Below are 15,579 nucleotides of genomic sequence, written 5' to 3'. Positions count from 1 at the left end.
AATATACGTTTATTCCCATTCGATAGTTGCAGGCGGTTTGCTTGTAATATCATAAACAACTCGGTTGATGTGCTCGACATCATTTACAATTCTTGTCGAAATTTTTTCCAGAACATCCCACGGAATTCGTGCCCAATCGGATGTCATCCCATCTATTGAGGTAACTGCCCTGATTCCAATAGTATAATCGTATGTGCGGGCATCCCCCATCACACCGACACTTCGGATATCAGGAAGGACTGTAAAGTATTGCCAAATATCGCGATCCAATCCAGCTGCCGCTATCTCCTCACGTAAGACGGCGTCTGATTCACGAACAATCGCTAATTTCTCGTCTGTTACTTCTCCTAATACTCGGATAGCAAGACCTGGCCCTGGGAAAGGCTGCCGCCAAACAATTCCGTCTGGTAATCCGAGCTGCAGGCCAAGTTCTCTTACTTCATCTTTAAATAAGGTATTTAATGGTTCAATTAATTCAAACTGCATATTCTCTGGCAGACCACCAACATTATGATGGGACTTAATTGTTTGCGCTGTATCTGTACCACTTTCAATAATATCTGTGTAAAGTGTACCTTGAGCAAGAAAGTCAATATCCTTCAATTTTGCTGCTTCATCATCAAAAACATAGATAAATTCATTACCAATGATTTTACGCTTCAGTTCGGGATCATCCACACTTTTCAGTTTAGATAAAAATCGGTCAGCAGCATCAATCTTAATAATATTCATATTAAAATCATCTGCAAAAGTCTTCATGACATCGTCACCCTCATTTTTGCGAAGTAATCCATGATCGACAAAGATGCATGTAAGCTGATCGCCTATAGCTTTGTGAATAAGTGCTGCAACAACAGATGAATCAACCCCTCCACTCAAAGCACACAATACGTTTCGATCACCGACTTTTGCTTGGATTTTTTCTACTTCCATATCAATGAAGTTTTCGATTGTCCATTCACCATCACATCCGCACACATCAAAAACGAATTGCTTCAGTAAATGATTTCCGTACTCGGAGTGACGAACCTCAGGATGAAATTGGACACCATACAATTTACGATCTATATCGCTCATTGCAGCTATAGGTGTTGATGGGCTAGTTGCATCAATTTGAAAAGATGCAGGAACTTCCATCACTTTGTCCCCATGGCTCATCCAAACAGACTGATTTTTTGGTGCGTCTTTGAATAATATTGGGTCATGTGTTAGTTCAATTAACGCCTTCCCATATTCGCGATTTGTAGCTTTGGCAACATTACCACCATAATGCAAAGCGATTAACTGCATGCCATAGCATATACCTAAAATCGGAATACCCAATTCAAAGATTTCCGAATCACATCGGAAGCTATCTTCATCATAAACGCTGTGCGGGCCACCTGATAGGATGATTCCTTTTGGGTTCATTTTTCTGATAACATCTGCTGTTATTTTGTGTGAGTGTAATTCACTATACACACCATGCTCCCTAATCCTTCTGGTAATTAGCTGGTTATATTGACTGCCAAAATCAAGTACTAAGATCATTTCATTGCTTTCCATATCAATCACTCCTATCCATTTACACACTATCAATAAAGACTACAGCTTTATCCATATAAAAACCTGGACCTACCCTACTGTGCAGTATATAAAAGACTACACAAAGGCAGAATCCAGGTCGACAAATGAGCATACCTTGAGAAATTCCGCCTTCATAGTCAGAGCATTTACGGTGCTCCGGTAGATACTTTCGAACCATATTATCGAGGATATACGAATGGCGTATTTACTTCGTTAAAATTAATATTATCCTATTCTACTAATCAATAGGAGCACGGTCAAGCCATTACACGCTTAATTAAATTTTTCCATAATTGGCGTAAATTTACTGCTTCCTGATTTTCCAATTCATTTTTATACAAAATACGTTCGTAATGATTAGTTAATTGCCTCATAGTAGTTGTACCATAAAGCGAGTCAATTCGTTTGGAATACTCTCGTAATGTCTGATCGGTATTTTTTTGAAATCCATTGTATGCCAATACTTTCAGTAAATGGTGATATGCTTCCTGATATGTCTTGGCATCACCCTTATTTTTAATCTTCATGTGTAAATATGCTGTCTTCCAGCGAAATCTTGTTCGATAGATAATAAATGTTATAAGAAGTATCGCAGCAAACCCAATTAGAACATACCACCAATTCACGTCAAAATTGCTCGAATTACTGGTGGATGAAGGTGTTTCAGTTTCATTCTCTTCAGGGAGCTGCTGCTGCTCAGACTCTGTTTCCGGCGCAGAATATTCGTCATCATTTTCTTCCGTGCTATCCGGGTTAAAATGAAATTCTGCCATATTAGAAAATCCTTGTGTAGGCTCGAATGGAACCCAGCCTTTATCTGGAAAATATACTTCAACCCATGAATGAGCATTTGCATTTGTTACCTCATAAATATCATATGCTTCCTGATTTTCACCTTGTTCAATTACCTCACCACTCGTAAAGCCCTTCACCCATCTTGCAGGTATATCAAGTGACCTGAGCATCACTACCATCGAAGTAGAGTAATTATCACAATACCCAACCTTGGAGTCAAATAAAAATTGATCGACATAATCCTCGTTTCCACCAGGGACAGGGACATCACTTATTTGGTATTTAAATCCATTTCTGCTAAAATATGACTCTATTGATCTTGCTTTATCATAACGATTATCATCATCAGCAGTAACTTCTGCTGCCAATTCAGCTACTCGATCTGGTAATGAATCTGGTAATTGTGTGAAGCGTTCATTAAGACTAGCTGGATCTTCATTGCCTACTTTACGCAATTCATCAATAGCAAATGACGGCCTATCATACGTAATGGAGTAGTTATTCAGCCTCAGGCTCTTCCCTTCCAGCTCTGTTCTGATTTCTCCAAATTGACTATCTAGCATTAATCCAACATCCTGTGATGTTTCTACACTGCTGATGCCGTATGGATAGATTAGTTTTCCCATGTTGTTATTACCTTTAAAATCCAGTGTAGTGGTAAACTCCTCTGTCTCTACACTATCTGAAAAAGTCTCAAGTGAAATAGCATTATTTTGCTGTAGTTCATATTGTGGATCCTGCGATTTTTCCCAGCCTTTTCCTGTATAAACATCCTTCGTTTCTACTCGCCAGTAGTGATCATCTTTGGCAGCTGCCTGAAATACCGGGGTATAATCCTGTACAAACGAACCGCCAAGACGTGAGTCATTATTACCGTACCCAACTTTACTGATTCCTGAACCAGTGTCTGAACTCCCTGCATTTTCAGCAGTACTTTTCAGGAATGGAACTGGATCAGGCCACTGTGGATCAAACTTAGGTGCAGCATATCCAATTAACGTGGAAAACAGTACGATAGTTATTAAAGGAACAACCCATATTGGCGATTTTTTTACCCACGAGAAACGAATTGCTTCACGGTCAATTTCTTTAAAAAAGTTTGTCATCCCTAGGGCAACAAAAGATACGACGAACGTACGGACAATTGCAGCATCTGCTTCATATATCGTAAATGTATCCAGAACTGTTATATAAATAATCGTAAGCAGGACAAATAAGAAAATTCGTTTCATGACAATGAACCAATAATGTAACAGATAGCTCATTAGCCAGATTAAGAGTAAGAATAATACACTGCGGAATAATGGCGTTAATTCATACCATTGCTGTGAAAACAACACATTGACATTAAACGATAGTTCCATAAATACTTGGTCAAACCATAGTCTGCTAAAAAGAGGGTGAATTAAAAATAGACTATTGATAATAAAAAGCAGCCCAAATCCTTTTAAAGGCATGGAAATATACCATTGAATCTGAAGCATTGAGATAAAAAAGCAGAACATTGTAAACAAAATAAAAACGGTTAAGTTATTGACATCTCCAATGACATTTACCGGATAAAGCCATTCCAGAAATAACACAAATGCACAGATATATAAAATAGAGGTGTATAATAGTGGGATTTTCATTTTCATGATACATTCACCTCAATTTTTTTCTGAACTAATTGTTTTTCAGTTAAGACATTAATAACAACACCTTCAAAACGAAGCTGTTGAATCGTATTGTGTTCATTGCGTGAAATAAGTGTGGATGACTGTATAAATAGGACAATCACACGTTTGGAGCGCTGTTGCATCTTCTCAATGGACTCTTTGAATGTGTCGTCCATATGAGTTGTAACTAATATCATGTTAGCTCCCGATGAAATCTTCACTGTTTCCTCTCTTAAAATCGCCGAAAATGGTCGTTTCCCACTAGGCTGCAATCTTGTTAAGTGTTGCCTGATCAAATCCTTTTTGGCTGGATCATGGTGCATTGGAAAATAGACCACATTTTCCCCAATTGACAGAAAGCCTACTTGTGACGCTTGTTTTCGGATCGATTCGACTAACGACATTGTCAGTTCAATTCCAGCTTCAAAGGCAAGATCATTTATTCCATGATAATAGCAACTATCCAGGATAACTATTGTATCTGTACTTTTTTCTTGTTCAAATTCTTTTGTAATTATAGTGTTTTTCTTTGCTGTCTGTTTCCAATCAATCCAGGAAAATTTATCACCAGGCATATATTCACGGATCCCGGTTGCGACATTTGAATTTTTTAAATTCATCGCATAGGACGAAATAGACCCCTGTTCATAGCTAGTGATACTATCTGTAATGTGTATCGGACGTTCATTTGGAAATGCTATAACTTGATCTGACAGGTGAAAAACATGCTCTTTTTTGACAAAACCAAACACATCTCCAGTTCTTATCCGTAAAGCCTGGAGCTGATGTTCACCACGTGGTACTTGCTCGATATAATATGGTAGTTCAATTTCACGACTGAACCCCGGAAAAACAATCTTCTTTATTTTACGGCTCACTTGCAGCTTATTTGGCTTATCCATATGACGGTACTTTTCGTTTTGATTATCCACTTTTTGCAGCGTATCCGGGAAAATTTCTTCACAAATACAATAATATAATGGATAAGGGATTGACCTCTTTATTTTTACCGTTACGGCTATTCGCCCTCCAGCCCGAATGACATGATGTGAAAGGATTCGTGTGACATGCCATTTTTTAATTGGGTAAAACAATAGCCCTAAATGATAAAAGAAAATCGGCAGAAAGCTAAAGAACAGAAACCAGCTTACAAACCCGCCCTGAAACATTGCAAATGAAAATAAAAGCAATAACAGGAAAACGACAAAACTTAATTTGCCTATAAATTTAATAGTGCCAGCCATTAACTAAATTCCTTTCGAATCGGTATATGTGTATCTTTAACAACCTTTACAATAATAGCATCACTTGTAAGCCCGTCATATTTCGCCTCAGAAGTTAAGATCACGCGGTGAGCCAATACAAAAGGCGCTAAATATTTCACATCATCCGGCAATACATAATCACGCCCATGAATATATGCATAAGCTTTTGCTGCCTTCATTAAGGAAATTGATCCACGAGGACTGACACCTAAATAAATGGCTTCGTTATTCCGTGTTCCAGTTACTAGATTTATAATGTATTGCTGGACATTTCTATCGATATAAATATCTTTGACTTCTTCTTGAATGGACAATAATTCCTCTCTATTGATAACAGCAGAAATGGTTTCAATCGGATGATCTTTTGATGTTAGCTCAAGCATACGCAGCTCTTGTTCAGCTGATGGATATCCCATTTTTAATTTCAAAATAAATCTATCCAACTGAGCCTCCGGAAGCGGATATGTTCCTTCATACTCAATAGGATTCTGTGTAGCCATTACAAAGAATGGCTGTTTTAATGGAATTGTATTACCATCAATCGTTACGTTCTTTTCTTCCATACCTTCAAGCAGTGCAGACTGTGTCTTAGGTGAAGTTCGATTGATTTCATCAGCAAGAACAACATTCCCAAGAATAGGTCCTCCTCGAAATTCAAACTCCATTTCTTTCGGATTATAAATAGATACCCCAGTAACATCTGACGGCAGTAAATCTGGTGTGAATTGAATCCTTCTAAAATCACAATCCAAAGACTTTGCTAACGTACGCACAAGCATTGTTTTACCAACGCCTGGAACATCTTCAAGTAAAACGTGTCCCTGTGCCAGTAATGCTACTAAACTTAAAGTAGTAGCTTCTTCTTTTCCAATCATAACTTTATTTATATTCGTTAAAACCTTTTCAATTCTTTCATTATATATCGCAGTTTCTTGCATCATTGACTGACCCCTTCCGGCTACGTTACTTTGCTATTAAATTAGTTAGTTTAACTATACTAAAAATGTCCTACGAATAAAAGCATAATCACAGTTATTTTTGATTATTAGAAAAATTTTACTCATCAACAAAATAGGAATGCCTTCGTTTTTTAACTTTTTTCATTGGGCCACTGTTTCTGACAGCTACACTAGTCCGGGTGAGTGGAGGGCGGTGACTCCATGCGGGAACAGCACGTGTCCGAAGGCCCCGCAGAGTGTTCTTCTCGAGGAGCCTGAGGCCGTGCCCGCGGAAAACATCCGCCCGTAGCGAATCCCGGAAGGCGGAACGAGAGTTTATAGTGATTATCTCAGCAGTTACTTCGCATTTTATATCGATTGGCGAGAGTTAAAAAGTAACAATGTAAAAACCTTACAATCTAGTATTAGTCGATTTGGGATGTTTTATACGGTAGCATCGGGTTTCGATTCATTCCAACCCAAATATTGGATTGCTCCATTTGAAATGCTAACTGCAAGAGCTTGTCCTCTGCTCCTTTAGAAGCCATTACCTGGACACCTAAAGGGAGACCATTTTCCGACAGATAAACCGGAACGGACATTGCTGGCTGTCCTGTAAGGTTCGCCAGCTGTGTAAATGGTGTATATGTTAGACTTGGCAGAAACATGTCATAAATCAGCTCCTGCTGTTGTAACTTATTTACCTTACTAATTTGCTTCACAAGATTTTTCTTCTTGGTTTCTGAATGGGCCAACTCACCGACTTTCGGTGCTGTAAATGCTGTAGTTGGAGTTATATAAAAGTCATATGTTTGATGAAATGCAGCCATTTTTGCTGCTGCAACATCCCATGAAGCCAGACTTGCAGAGAATTCAGCTGCTGAAACAGACTTCCCGGCCACATTTAGCAACCACGTTTCAATCTCAACATCTTCAGCAGTCAGCGCTCTTCCGAGTGATTTTTCAAGTTTTTGAATAACAGAAGAGATTTCACCACTATTCATGACATAATAATCTTTCATTAATTGAATACCATCTACATCATTTTCTCTTTCCTCGACAATATGCCCCTTATTTTCCAGCCATTTCACTGTTTTTTCTACAGCTAATTGAGCATCCTCTGAAACAGGGGTGTCAACAGGTGATTTTGTTGTATAAGCAATTCGAAGTGGATTATTAAATGGTTGTTTCATATTGTCATTGAGACTCTCGGTAAATAACGGTGTATTAAATGCCGCTGCCTGCTCTACAACTTGAAGGTTATCAAGCATTGCAGCACTGTCTCGTACACTTCTGCTTAGTACAAAGTCAATTGCCGCGCCTTGCCATTGACGGCCTGCCCCTGGTCCCACAGGAGTACGTCCGCGAGTTGGTTTCAGCCCAAATAATCCAGTGAAGGAAGCCGGAATTCGAATGGATCCGCCACCATCGCTTGAACCCGCTACAGGAACAATACCAGCAGCAACTGCTGCAGCAGATCCCCCACTTGATCCCCCTGAGGAATAATCTTTATTCCAGGGATTGCGTGTAGGCCCATATAGTTCAGGCTCGGTAATATTTTTCAAACCAAATTCAGGTGCATTTGTATGCCCCATAAATAACACTCCGGAATCACGAAGCTTTTTAACAAAATTTGAATCGTGTCCGCTTATCGCAGCCTTAAGTAGTTTAGAGCCAGATGTGATCGGTTCACCTTTTAATGATTGGGATAGGTTTTTTAACAAAAATGGAACCCCAGAAAAAGGCCGGGTTGCACTGAAACTGGTTACTTCATCAGCAACCCTTTCTCTACGATCATGAACAACAGCATTTAACGTAGGATTAACTTTATCCATCTGCTGGAAACTCAGTTCCATCAGCTCAGCTGGGTTAATTTTATTTGCCTTTATTTGTTCTGCCATTTCTGTGGCATCCATTGTCAAGTATGTTTGAAGATTCATTCGCTCACCTCAGAATAATACTATTTCCCTAATTGTATCATTTCACAAAAAACTTTCCTTATTAAATGCATTTAAAATATGATTCAAAAATTTTCCAACCAACCATAATGTCAGAACTGATTTAGACAGCTGTTCGTGTATAAGAGTCTTAAAAAAAGACAAACTACATAAAGAACAATTTTAAAGAGGGAGAAATTATTATCAGATTACAACCTAAAGCTTGTCAAAGTATGGAATGCCTTAGTTGCACTTATACTGTAAGAAAGTATTTACACTTTCTTAACTGCTAAAAATTAATACGAAAGGAAAATGCATATGGATAGCCATGAGAAAAACATACCTTTAACCTCTGCGGAAATTTCCAGCCTCTGGACTTCCTATCAAAATGAGACCATGACTATATGCGGGCTAAAGTATTTCCTGCAACATATTGAAGATGATCAAATAAAGTCTATTCTCGAAGATACACTTGATATATCAGTAAAACATAAAGAGAAACTGACTGACTTTTTTATTACGGAGAACTACCCTATTCCACATGGGTATACGGAAGAAGATGTAGATCTGAACGCTCCCCGGCTTTTCTCAGATAAACTTTACCTTGATTACATGTTAAATTTAACAATTTTAATGCTTACTGCTTATGGAACAGCGCTAGGCCTTGCTGAACGGTCGGATGTTATCAACTATTATTCCGACTGTTTAAAGGAAACACAACAATTACATTCTAGAATTAAGGAAATGGAAAAGGCAAAAGGAATCTATCTTCGCTCACCTATAATTCCCAAGCCAGCGCAAATCGACTTCGTTAAGAAACAAAACTTTCTGGCTGGCTGGTTTGGAGACCGTCGACCACTATTAGGCATTGAAATTGCGAACCTAGTTTTTCACGCCAAGCGCAATGCCCTGGGGCAGGCAGTTATCGCCGGATTTAGTCAAGTGGCAAAATCCAAGGAAGTAAGACGATTCTTTGAAAGAGGCAGGGATGTTTCAGGAAAACACCTGGAAATCTTCACTACTGTCCTGCGTGATGAGTATCTGTCTGATGGAACACTACTACTATTATCAGAAGTGACTGAATCTAAAATCCCACCTTTCTCTGACAAACTCATGATGTCACTTGTGACGTTATTAACCGCCTCTGGTATTGGTCAATATGGGATGTCTATGTCCATCAGTCCAAGGCACGATTTAGGTGCACATTATACTCGTTTAACAGCAGAAATAGCACACTTTTCAGATGATGGGGCAAACATCATGATTAATAACGGATGGATGGAGCAGCCTCCAAAAGCAGCAGATAGAAAAGAACTGGCAGATTAGGAAACAAAATGGATAAACGATATGGGAAGAACAGAGACAAATTGGAAAAGCTGCTATGGAGTATTGCCCTGCCTGGATTTGGACAGTTATTAAATGGTAAGTATCTTAAAGGAATTATACTAATTGCACTAGAGTTTATCATTAATGTATTCGGACATTTTAACCAAATCATTTTACTGAGCTTCCACGGTAATATTAATGAGGCCATCGAACAAACGAATTACCAATGGCTAATGTTCTATCCATGTCTATACTTCTTTGCCATGTGGGATGCTTATAATGATGCAGAGGGAGAAAGCAGGCCCTATGCTTTTATGCCGTTCGTATTTTCAGCCTACTTTGTAACAGTTGGCTTAATTTTTTCTCCAACATTTACTATATTTGGACACTTAATTGGCCCAATGTGGCTTCCAATGATCTTTTTATTGTTTGGCCTATTGATAGGTGGCGTTATACGATGGCTTTTATTAAGGCGAATGGAACAAAATAATCAACCATAAAAGGATTCCATGCAAATGTGAAGACATAGGCAGGAATCCTTTTAATTTGCTTACCTAATTATTGTGAATTTCTAGTACGACGGTAAACTAAAACAAAGAAGCCTAACACGAAAATTATTGCAGTAATTACTAACATTGGAACGTAATCGCCAAACATGGAGTTCGTCCTAACATCATTACTCACTGTGTTTGCTTTATCCATTTTTTCCTTTTTAATAATTTTATCCAGCTGGTAGGAATTGATTACAGTGCCATCACGCCGAATGATTTCCAATGTTCCATCTTCATTGATTTCTTTACTTATCGATTTACCTTTACGATGCGTATACGTTAACTTTTCAGAAGTTTTATATGGTTGTCCATCAGCGGTAAATGTCGCTCCCTTGTTAATAGCTGATTGCTCAAAATTCTTAAATCCATAGTCCAATAGATTCTTTGTATCAGTATATGAATTAGATTGTAGATTACTATTTAATGTTATGACAATCAGACTCAAATCATTTCTTTTTGCTGTAGTTGCAAGCGTGAATCCAGACTTCGATACAAACCCTGTTTTACCACCTGTTATGCCTTCATATGGAATAACCTGCCTCATTAGTTTGTGGTGTTTTAAAAGCGTTGTATCCCAAGATTCACCATGCCATTCTAATTCCACAGTGCCGAAAATCTCCCTGAATATATCATTCTTCATGGCATATTTCGTAATCTTAGCTAAGTCTTCAGCCGTGGTAACGTGACTTGGATCAAATAGGCCGTGGGGGTTTTCAAAATGTGTTTGTTGTACACCGACTTCTTTTTTTAAATAATCATTTAAATCCGATGAAAACTGCTCAACACTTCCACTTAAGTATTCTGCAATAGCTACGCCAGCATCATTACCGGAGTTAATTAATAGTCCCTGAACAAGCTTTTTGAGTTTAACTTGTTCCCCTTTTTCCAGAAAAACACGTGTGCCTTCAATATTTCTAGCTTTCTCACTTACGGTGACAGTACTTTCCAAGTTATCCGTTTCTATAGCATAAATGGCAGTTGCAATTTTAGTTAAACTGGCAGGATACATGGATGTTCTGGCATTTTTCTCATAGAGGATGGAACCAGTTTCTGAATCCATTACAATCGCAGCTTCACTATCGATAGAAGGTGGATTTGTACTTGCTTTGGCTAGCGCACCTGATACAAAGAGCGAATTTAAAATCATAATAGACAATACGTATAAGAAGATTTTTTTCACGAATTACACCTGCTTCTTGTTGAAATCTATCATCATTGTACAATATTTGTTCTACTATTTTGTCTGGATATTTTAATTGTTAATTGATTGTAATAGGTAAAATAAGGATATTTTTATAAATTGAATCAATTTCAGAAAAGATGGCTTATCACGAAGCCTAAGTTACACTTATGTAGTATTTTTTTTGCTTAAAAAAACGAAATTGTATCACTGAACGTTACTGAGGTTTACTGAACGTTACTGAGTCTACTGAGTTCTACTCACGGTTCTTTACGCCGTTTGGGTAATAGAAAAAAGACTGTTAGTGTTCTAGTACTAGGAAACAATTGGGAGGATTTAAAATGAATAACAACCAGCAAACGCCAAAAAAAAGAATAATTGACGTTGATATCCATGAAAGTGTCCTGTACAAAGACCTGTTCAAGTATTTAGACAATCCTTACAGAAGGTATATAGAGGATGCAAATTGGATTCAGGAGAAACATTTGCCCTATACACAACCCTCTGTGGCAGGTGTGAATCGTGCTGATGCGAAAACACCAGATGGCGGAATAGCAGGGTCTGATCTACCATTCATGCAGGAACAACTGCTTGATGACATCGGCCATGAGTACGGTATTCTGACCGGTGCCCTGGATCCTTCACCGTCATCGATGCACGGATGGTATGAGATGGCGACAGCACTAGCTTCAGCCTATAATGACTGGCAAATAGAGAATTGGTTAGAGAAAGATGAACGCTTGTACGGTTCAGTACACATTAACGCTGAAGATCCAAGTGGAGCTGTTCGTGAAATAGAGCGAGTCGGTTCACATCCGAAAATGGTTCAAATATTGCTGCCTATTGATGATAAGATGTGGGGCGATCCTTATTTCCACCCCATATATGAAGCTGCCGAAAAACACGATTTGATGATCGGCATGCATCACAACGAGCCACCCATTTATTATGGTAAATGGCCAAGATACTTTATAGAATGGCACAGTCTTCTGCCAACAACACACATGATGATGGTCACAAATATGATTTTCAACGGTGTCTTCGAGAAGTTCCCAAACCTTAAACTTATGATGATTGAAGGCGGCTTTACTTTTGTTCCTCACTTAATGTGGAAGCTTGATCAGCAGTATAATGACCTTCGTCACGAAGTACCATGGATTAAAAGAAAGCCCAGCGACATCATGAAAGAACATATTCGTTTTTGTACCCAGCCATCAGAAGAATTAAATAAAAAGGATTTCTTATCCATAATTGATCAGATGGGTTCAGAAGAAATGATCTGCTTTGCAACAGATTACCCGCATTGGGATTTTGATTCGCCACATCGCGCCATACCGAATTTTGACTCTGATTTAAAGAAAAAGCTATTTTCCGAAAACGCCAGAGCATTTTATCCAAAATTAAAATAGATGGAGGGATTATAAATGAAGGAACAAACTGTCTGTCATATTGATGATATGCAACCGGGGGAACTAAGAGAGTCTGTACTTGGGCGAATTGCTATAGTAGTTTGCAAGACTTTAGATGGAGAATTTTACGCTTTTACAAATAAGTGTATTCATCAAGGTGGCCCTTTAGCAAAAGGTAAACTTTGTGGTGCCCCCCAATCTGATAACCCAGGTGAATATACGTTTTGCCAGGATGGGGAAATTCTTCGCTGTCCTTGGCATGGACGTGAGTTTGACGTAAAGAATGATGGCCGTATGCTAGCTAATCCAGAACGTAAACTGCCAAGCTTCCCGATCAAAATAGAAAATGATTATGTCATCGTATATAAATAATTGGAGTGATTATTGTGCATCAAGAACAACACATCCATGACACGACTATTATCGGAGGAGGTCCAGCTGGTTTATTTGCGACTTTTTACGGGGGTATGCGTGGAATGGATATACATTTAATTGAAAGTCTGCCAAATCTGGGTGGACAGCTAACTGCATTGTATCCCGAAAAGTTCATCTATGACGTTGCTGGCTTTCCAGGTGTAAAAGCTAAGACGCTAGTTAAACAGCTTGAGGAACAAGCATTAGCATTTGATCCCGATATATCCTTAGATACAGCTGTAACACATGTTGAGAAATTGGAGGATAAATTATTCCAAATAACAACAACAAATGGTGTTTATTTTTCAAGAACAGTAATAATCACAGGAGGAGTTGGTGCTTTCCAGCCACACCGTCTGCCAATTGAAAATGCTATAGAATACGAAGGTTCACATCTGCACTACAGTGTTAATGATATCGAAACATTTCGGAATAAAAGAGTTCTGATTTCAGGTGGAGGAGATTCAGCTGTTGATTGGGCATTAACGTTACAGTCTGTTGCCTGCGACGTCACATTAGTACACCGTCGTGACAAGTTTCGTGCCCATGAACAGAGTGTAGAACAATTACAAACATCCAACATTACCATATTTACTCCCTATGTTATTAATTCTTTATCAGGGGAAAGTGGAGAACTGAAACAAGTAACAATCGCGAATAAAAATAGTTCAGAGGAAAACAGTTTGGATATTGATTCGCTTATAGTCAGTCATGGATTCAAGTCAAATCTAGGACCTATCCAGGACTGGGGAATTAAACTACAAAAGAAATCTATAATAGTGAATTCAAAAATGGAAACAAATATTGATGGTATTTATGCAGCCGGTGACATTACTACCCACGAAGGTAAGGTAAACCTGATTGCCCTAGGATTCGGTGAAGGGCCGATAGCTATTAATCACGCCAAGTCATATATTGATCCCAAATCACGCGTTCAACCTAAGCATAGTACTAGCCTGTTTTGACCACAAACTCAATTATTAACAATGACAGGAGGATTCTTAATGTATAATAAAAAAATGTTTATAAACGGTGAATGGATTCAGCCACACAATGACCGAACCCGTGATATTATCAATCCCTTTAACCAGGAAGTCATCGCCACCGCTGCTGAAGGTGATAAAGCAACTGCACAAGAGGCTATAAACGCTGCTAGAATTGCTTTTGATAACGGGGATTGGCGGAACAATTCTGCCACAGAGCGCGGAAAACTTATCTTTAAGGTTGCTGCTTTTATTGAACGTGACAAGGAAGAACTAGCTGAGCTAGAGACACTTGATACAGGGAAAACAATAGCAGAAAGTCGCGCAGATATGGATGATATTGCTGGAGTTTTTCGTTATTATGCTGGACTAGTTGACAAAGATGGTGGAGAAGTTATTGAATCACCTATCCCTAATTCCTCAAGCAAGATCGTTTATGAACCAGTTGGTGTATGCGCACAAATCACGCCATGGAATTATCCATTACTGCAGGCTTCATGGAAGATAGCACCTGCACTTGCAGCTGGTAATACTGTGGTATTGAAGCCGAGTGAAATTACACCACTTACTACCATAAAAGTTACTGAGTTAATCGAAGAGGCTGGAATACCAAACGGTGTCTTTAACTTAGTATTAGGAGCTGGAGATACGGTCGGCCAAGAGCTAGTTGATAACAAGATGGTCGACCTCGTATCCTTTACCGGAGGTATTCACACAGGTAAAAAAATTATGAAAGCTGCAGCTGATTCCATGAAAAACATAGCTTTGGAGCTTGGTGGTAAGAATCCAAATATCGTTTTTGCTGATGCTGATTTGGAAACTGCGTTGGATCAGGCACTTAACGCAGCTTACTTCCATGCTGGTCAGGTGTGTTCCGCTGGCTCCCGATTGATTGTAGAGGAAAAAATTCACGATTCCTTTGTATCTCAGCTAGCTGAGCGTGTTAAAAAAATTAAGCTTGGCAATGGATTTGATGAAACGACACAATCCGGGCCAATGATTTCGGCCGAACATCGTGAAAAAGTGGAAAGCCTTGTTGCAATTGGGAAACAAGAAGGGGCAAATTTACTGGTTGGCGGAGAACGCCCTGTTTCCCCTGAATTACAGAACGGCTTCTTTTATAAGCCAACAATTTTCACAGATTGTACAACGGATATGGAAATCGTCCAGGAAGAGATATTTGGGCCAGTACTCACAGTCGAAAGCTTCACAACCAAAGATGAGGCAATCCAATTAGCTAACGATTCCATCTATGGATTAGCAGGCGCTGTCTGGACAAAAGATATGCTTAAAGCTAATCATGTAGCCGCTGAACTCCAAATGGGAACTGTATGGATTAACGATTTTCACCCGTATTTTGCTCAAGCACCCTGGGGCGGCTACAAACAATCAGGAATTGGAAGAGAATTAGGAAAACCTGGGCTAGAAGAATATACAGAAATAAAACATATCTTCCTAAACACTAAGCCCGAGCCGATAAATTGGTTTAAATAGTATTTTTTCAAAAACCGATGATAAAAAGGCTGCCACAGAAGGTCATATCAGAGTCCTTTCTGT

The 15,579-nt window shown here is 38.9% G+C and carries 12 protein-coding genes and 1 riboswitch; of the genes, 6 read left to right on the top strand and 6 right to left on the bottom strand.

Going from position 1 to position 15,579, the window contains the following annotated elements; all coding sequences use genetic code 11:
• Positions 1 to 9 precede the first annotated feature (9 nt).
• The 5 genes from guaA to ACTWQM_RS13540 all read right to left on the bottom strand — a co-directional run bounded on the left by guaA (position 10) and on the right by ACTWQM_RS13540 (position 8,162).
• Positions 10 to 1,545, bottom strand: a complete 1,536-nt coding sequence (gene guaA / locus ACTWQM_RS13560) for a glutamine-hydrolyzing GMP synthase (protein WP_443258698.1) — start codon at positions 1,543 to 1,545, stop codon at positions 10 to 12.
• Positions 1,546 to 1,680: 135 nt separating this feature from the next.
• Positions 1,681 to 1,782, bottom strand: a riboswitch (purine riboswitch).
• A gap of 41 nt (positions 1,783 to 1,823) precedes the next feature.
• The gene (locus tag ACTWQM_RS13555) at positions 1,824 to 3,998 is read right to left on the bottom strand and encodes a transglutaminase TgpA family protein (protein ID WP_443258697.1); all 2,175 of its coding nucleotides are present in this window, start codon (positions 3,996 to 3,998) and stop codon (positions 1,824 to 1,826) included.
• Positions 3,995 to 5,263, bottom strand: coding sequence for a DUF58 domain-containing protein (locus ACTWQM_RS13550; RefSeq protein WP_443258696.1), 1,269 nt, complete (start codon positions 5,261 to 5,263; stop codon positions 3,995 to 3,997). Before ACTWQM_RS13550 ends, ACTWQM_RS13555 begins: the two co-directional genes overlap by 4 nt.
• Positions 5,263 to 6,225 (bottom strand): AAA family ATPase, encoded by a 963-nt coding sequence (locus ACTWQM_RS13545; protein ID WP_443258695.1) that lies wholly within the window; start codon positions 6,223 to 6,225, stop codon positions 5,263 to 5,265. Before ACTWQM_RS13545 ends, ACTWQM_RS13550 begins: the two co-directional genes overlap by 1 nt.
• Before the next feature lie 422 nt (positions 6,226 to 6,647).
• A complete protein-coding gene (locus ACTWQM_RS13540) occupies positions 6,648 to 8,162 on the bottom strand; it encodes an amidase (RefSeq protein ID WP_443258694.1) in 1,515 nt (504 codons plus the stop codon).
• 315 nt (positions 8,163 to 8,477) lie between these two features.
• Between ACTWQM_RS13540 and ACTWQM_RS13535 the strand changes: the two genes are divergently transcribed.
• Both ACTWQM_RS13535 and ACTWQM_RS13530 read left to right on the top strand, forming a co-directional pair.
• Positions 8,478 to 9,485 carry a DUF3231 family protein gene (locus tag ACTWQM_RS13535; RefSeq protein ID WP_443258693.1) on the top strand — a complete coding sequence of 336 codons (1,008 nt, stop codon included), beginning with the start codon at positions 8,478 to 8,480 and terminating at the stop codon, positions 9,483 to 9,485.
• 8 nt (positions 9,486 to 9,493) lie between these two features.
• Entirely contained in the window at positions 9,494 to 9,985 is a 492-nt protein-coding gene (locus ACTWQM_RS13530; RefSeq protein WP_443258692.1) for a hypothetical protein, read from the top strand.
• 58 nt (positions 9,986 to 10,043) lie between these two features.
• Here the strand turns inward: ACTWQM_RS13530 and ACTWQM_RS13525 are convergent, their stop codons facing one another.
• Positions 10,044 to 11,216 (bottom strand): D-alanyl-D-alanine carboxypeptidase family protein, encoded by a 1,173-nt coding sequence (locus tag ACTWQM_RS13525; protein WP_443258691.1) that lies wholly within the window; start codon positions 11,214 to 11,216, stop codon positions 10,044 to 10,046.
• 341 nt (positions 11,217 to 11,557) lie between these two features.
• On the opposite strand from ACTWQM_RS13525, the gene ACTWQM_RS13520 reads away from it, so the two are divergent.
• Genes ACTWQM_RS13520 through betB form a run of 4 tightly spaced genes read left to right on the top strand, consistent with a single transcriptional unit; the run spans position 11,558 to position 15,516 of the window.
• Entirely contained in the window at positions 11,558 to 12,625 is a 1,068-nt protein-coding gene (locus ACTWQM_RS13520) for an amidohydrolase family protein (RefSeq protein WP_443258690.1), read from the top strand.
• 15 nt (positions 12,626 to 12,640) lie between these two features.
• Positions 12,641 to 12,997, top strand: a complete 357-nt coding sequence (locus ACTWQM_RS13515) for a Rieske (2Fe-2S) protein (protein WP_443258689.1) — start codon at positions 12,641 to 12,643, stop codon at positions 12,995 to 12,997.
• A gap of 14 nt (positions 12,998 to 13,011) precedes the next feature.
• Positions 13,012 to 14,004 (top strand): NAD(P)/FAD-dependent oxidoreductase, encoded by a 993-nt coding sequence (locus ACTWQM_RS13510; protein ID WP_443258688.1) that lies wholly within the window; start codon positions 13,012 to 13,014, stop codon positions 14,002 to 14,004.
• 39 nt (positions 14,005 to 14,043) lie between these two features.
• Positions 14,044 to 15,516 (top strand): betaine-aldehyde dehydrogenase, encoded by a 1,473-nt coding sequence (gene betB / locus ACTWQM_RS13505; RefSeq protein ID WP_443258687.1) that lies wholly within the window; start codon positions 14,044 to 14,046, stop codon positions 15,514 to 15,516.
• The last annotated feature ends 63 nt before the right edge of the window (positions 15,517 to 15,579 follow it).

Source organism: Virgibacillus sp. L01 (genome assembly GCF_052246775.1).
Lineage (GTDB): Bacteria > Bacillota > Bacilli > Bacillales > Amphibacillaceae > Lentibacillus.
The sequence above is the reverse complement of the archived record's forward strand: the minus strand, read 5'-3'. Positions and strand labels throughout refer to the sequence as shown.

Coding starts and splice junctions, on each gene's coding strand:
- guaA (WP_443258698.1), bottom strand. CDS start 1,545: ATGGAAAGCAATGAAATGATCTTAGTACTTGATTTTGGCAGTCAATAT.
- ACTWQM_RS13540 (WP_443258694.1), bottom strand. CDS start 8,162: ATGAATCTTCAAACATACTTGACAATGGATGCCACAGAAATGGCAGAA.
- ACTWQM_RS13545 (WP_443258695.1), bottom strand. CDS start 6,225: ATGATGCAAGAAACTGCGATATATAATGAAAGAATTGAAAAGGTTTTA.
- ACTWQM_RS13550 (WP_443258696.1), bottom strand. CDS start 5,263: ATGGCTGGCACTATTAAATTTATAGGCAAATTAAGTTTTGTCGTTTTC.
- ACTWQM_RS13530 (WP_443258692.1), top strand. CDS start 9,494: ATGGATAAACGATATGGGAAGAACAGAGACAAATTGGAAAAGCTGCTA.
- ACTWQM_RS13555 (WP_443258697.1), bottom strand. CDS start 3,998: ATGAAAATGAAAATCCCACTATTATACACCTCTATTTTATATATCTGT.
- ACTWQM_RS13515 (WP_443258689.1), top strand. CDS start 12,641: ATGAAGGAACAAACTGTCTGTCATATTGATGATATGCAACCGGGGGAA.
- ACTWQM_RS13520 (WP_443258690.1), top strand. CDS start 11,558: ATGAATAACAACCAGCAAACGCCAAAAAAAAGAATAATTGACGTTGAT.
- betB (WP_443258687.1), top strand. CDS start 14,044: ATGTATAATAAAAAAATGTTTATAAACGGTGAATGGATTCAGCCACAC.
- ACTWQM_RS13535 (WP_443258693.1), top strand. CDS start 8,478: ATGGATAGCCATGAGAAAAACATACCTTTAACCTCTGCGGAAATTTCC.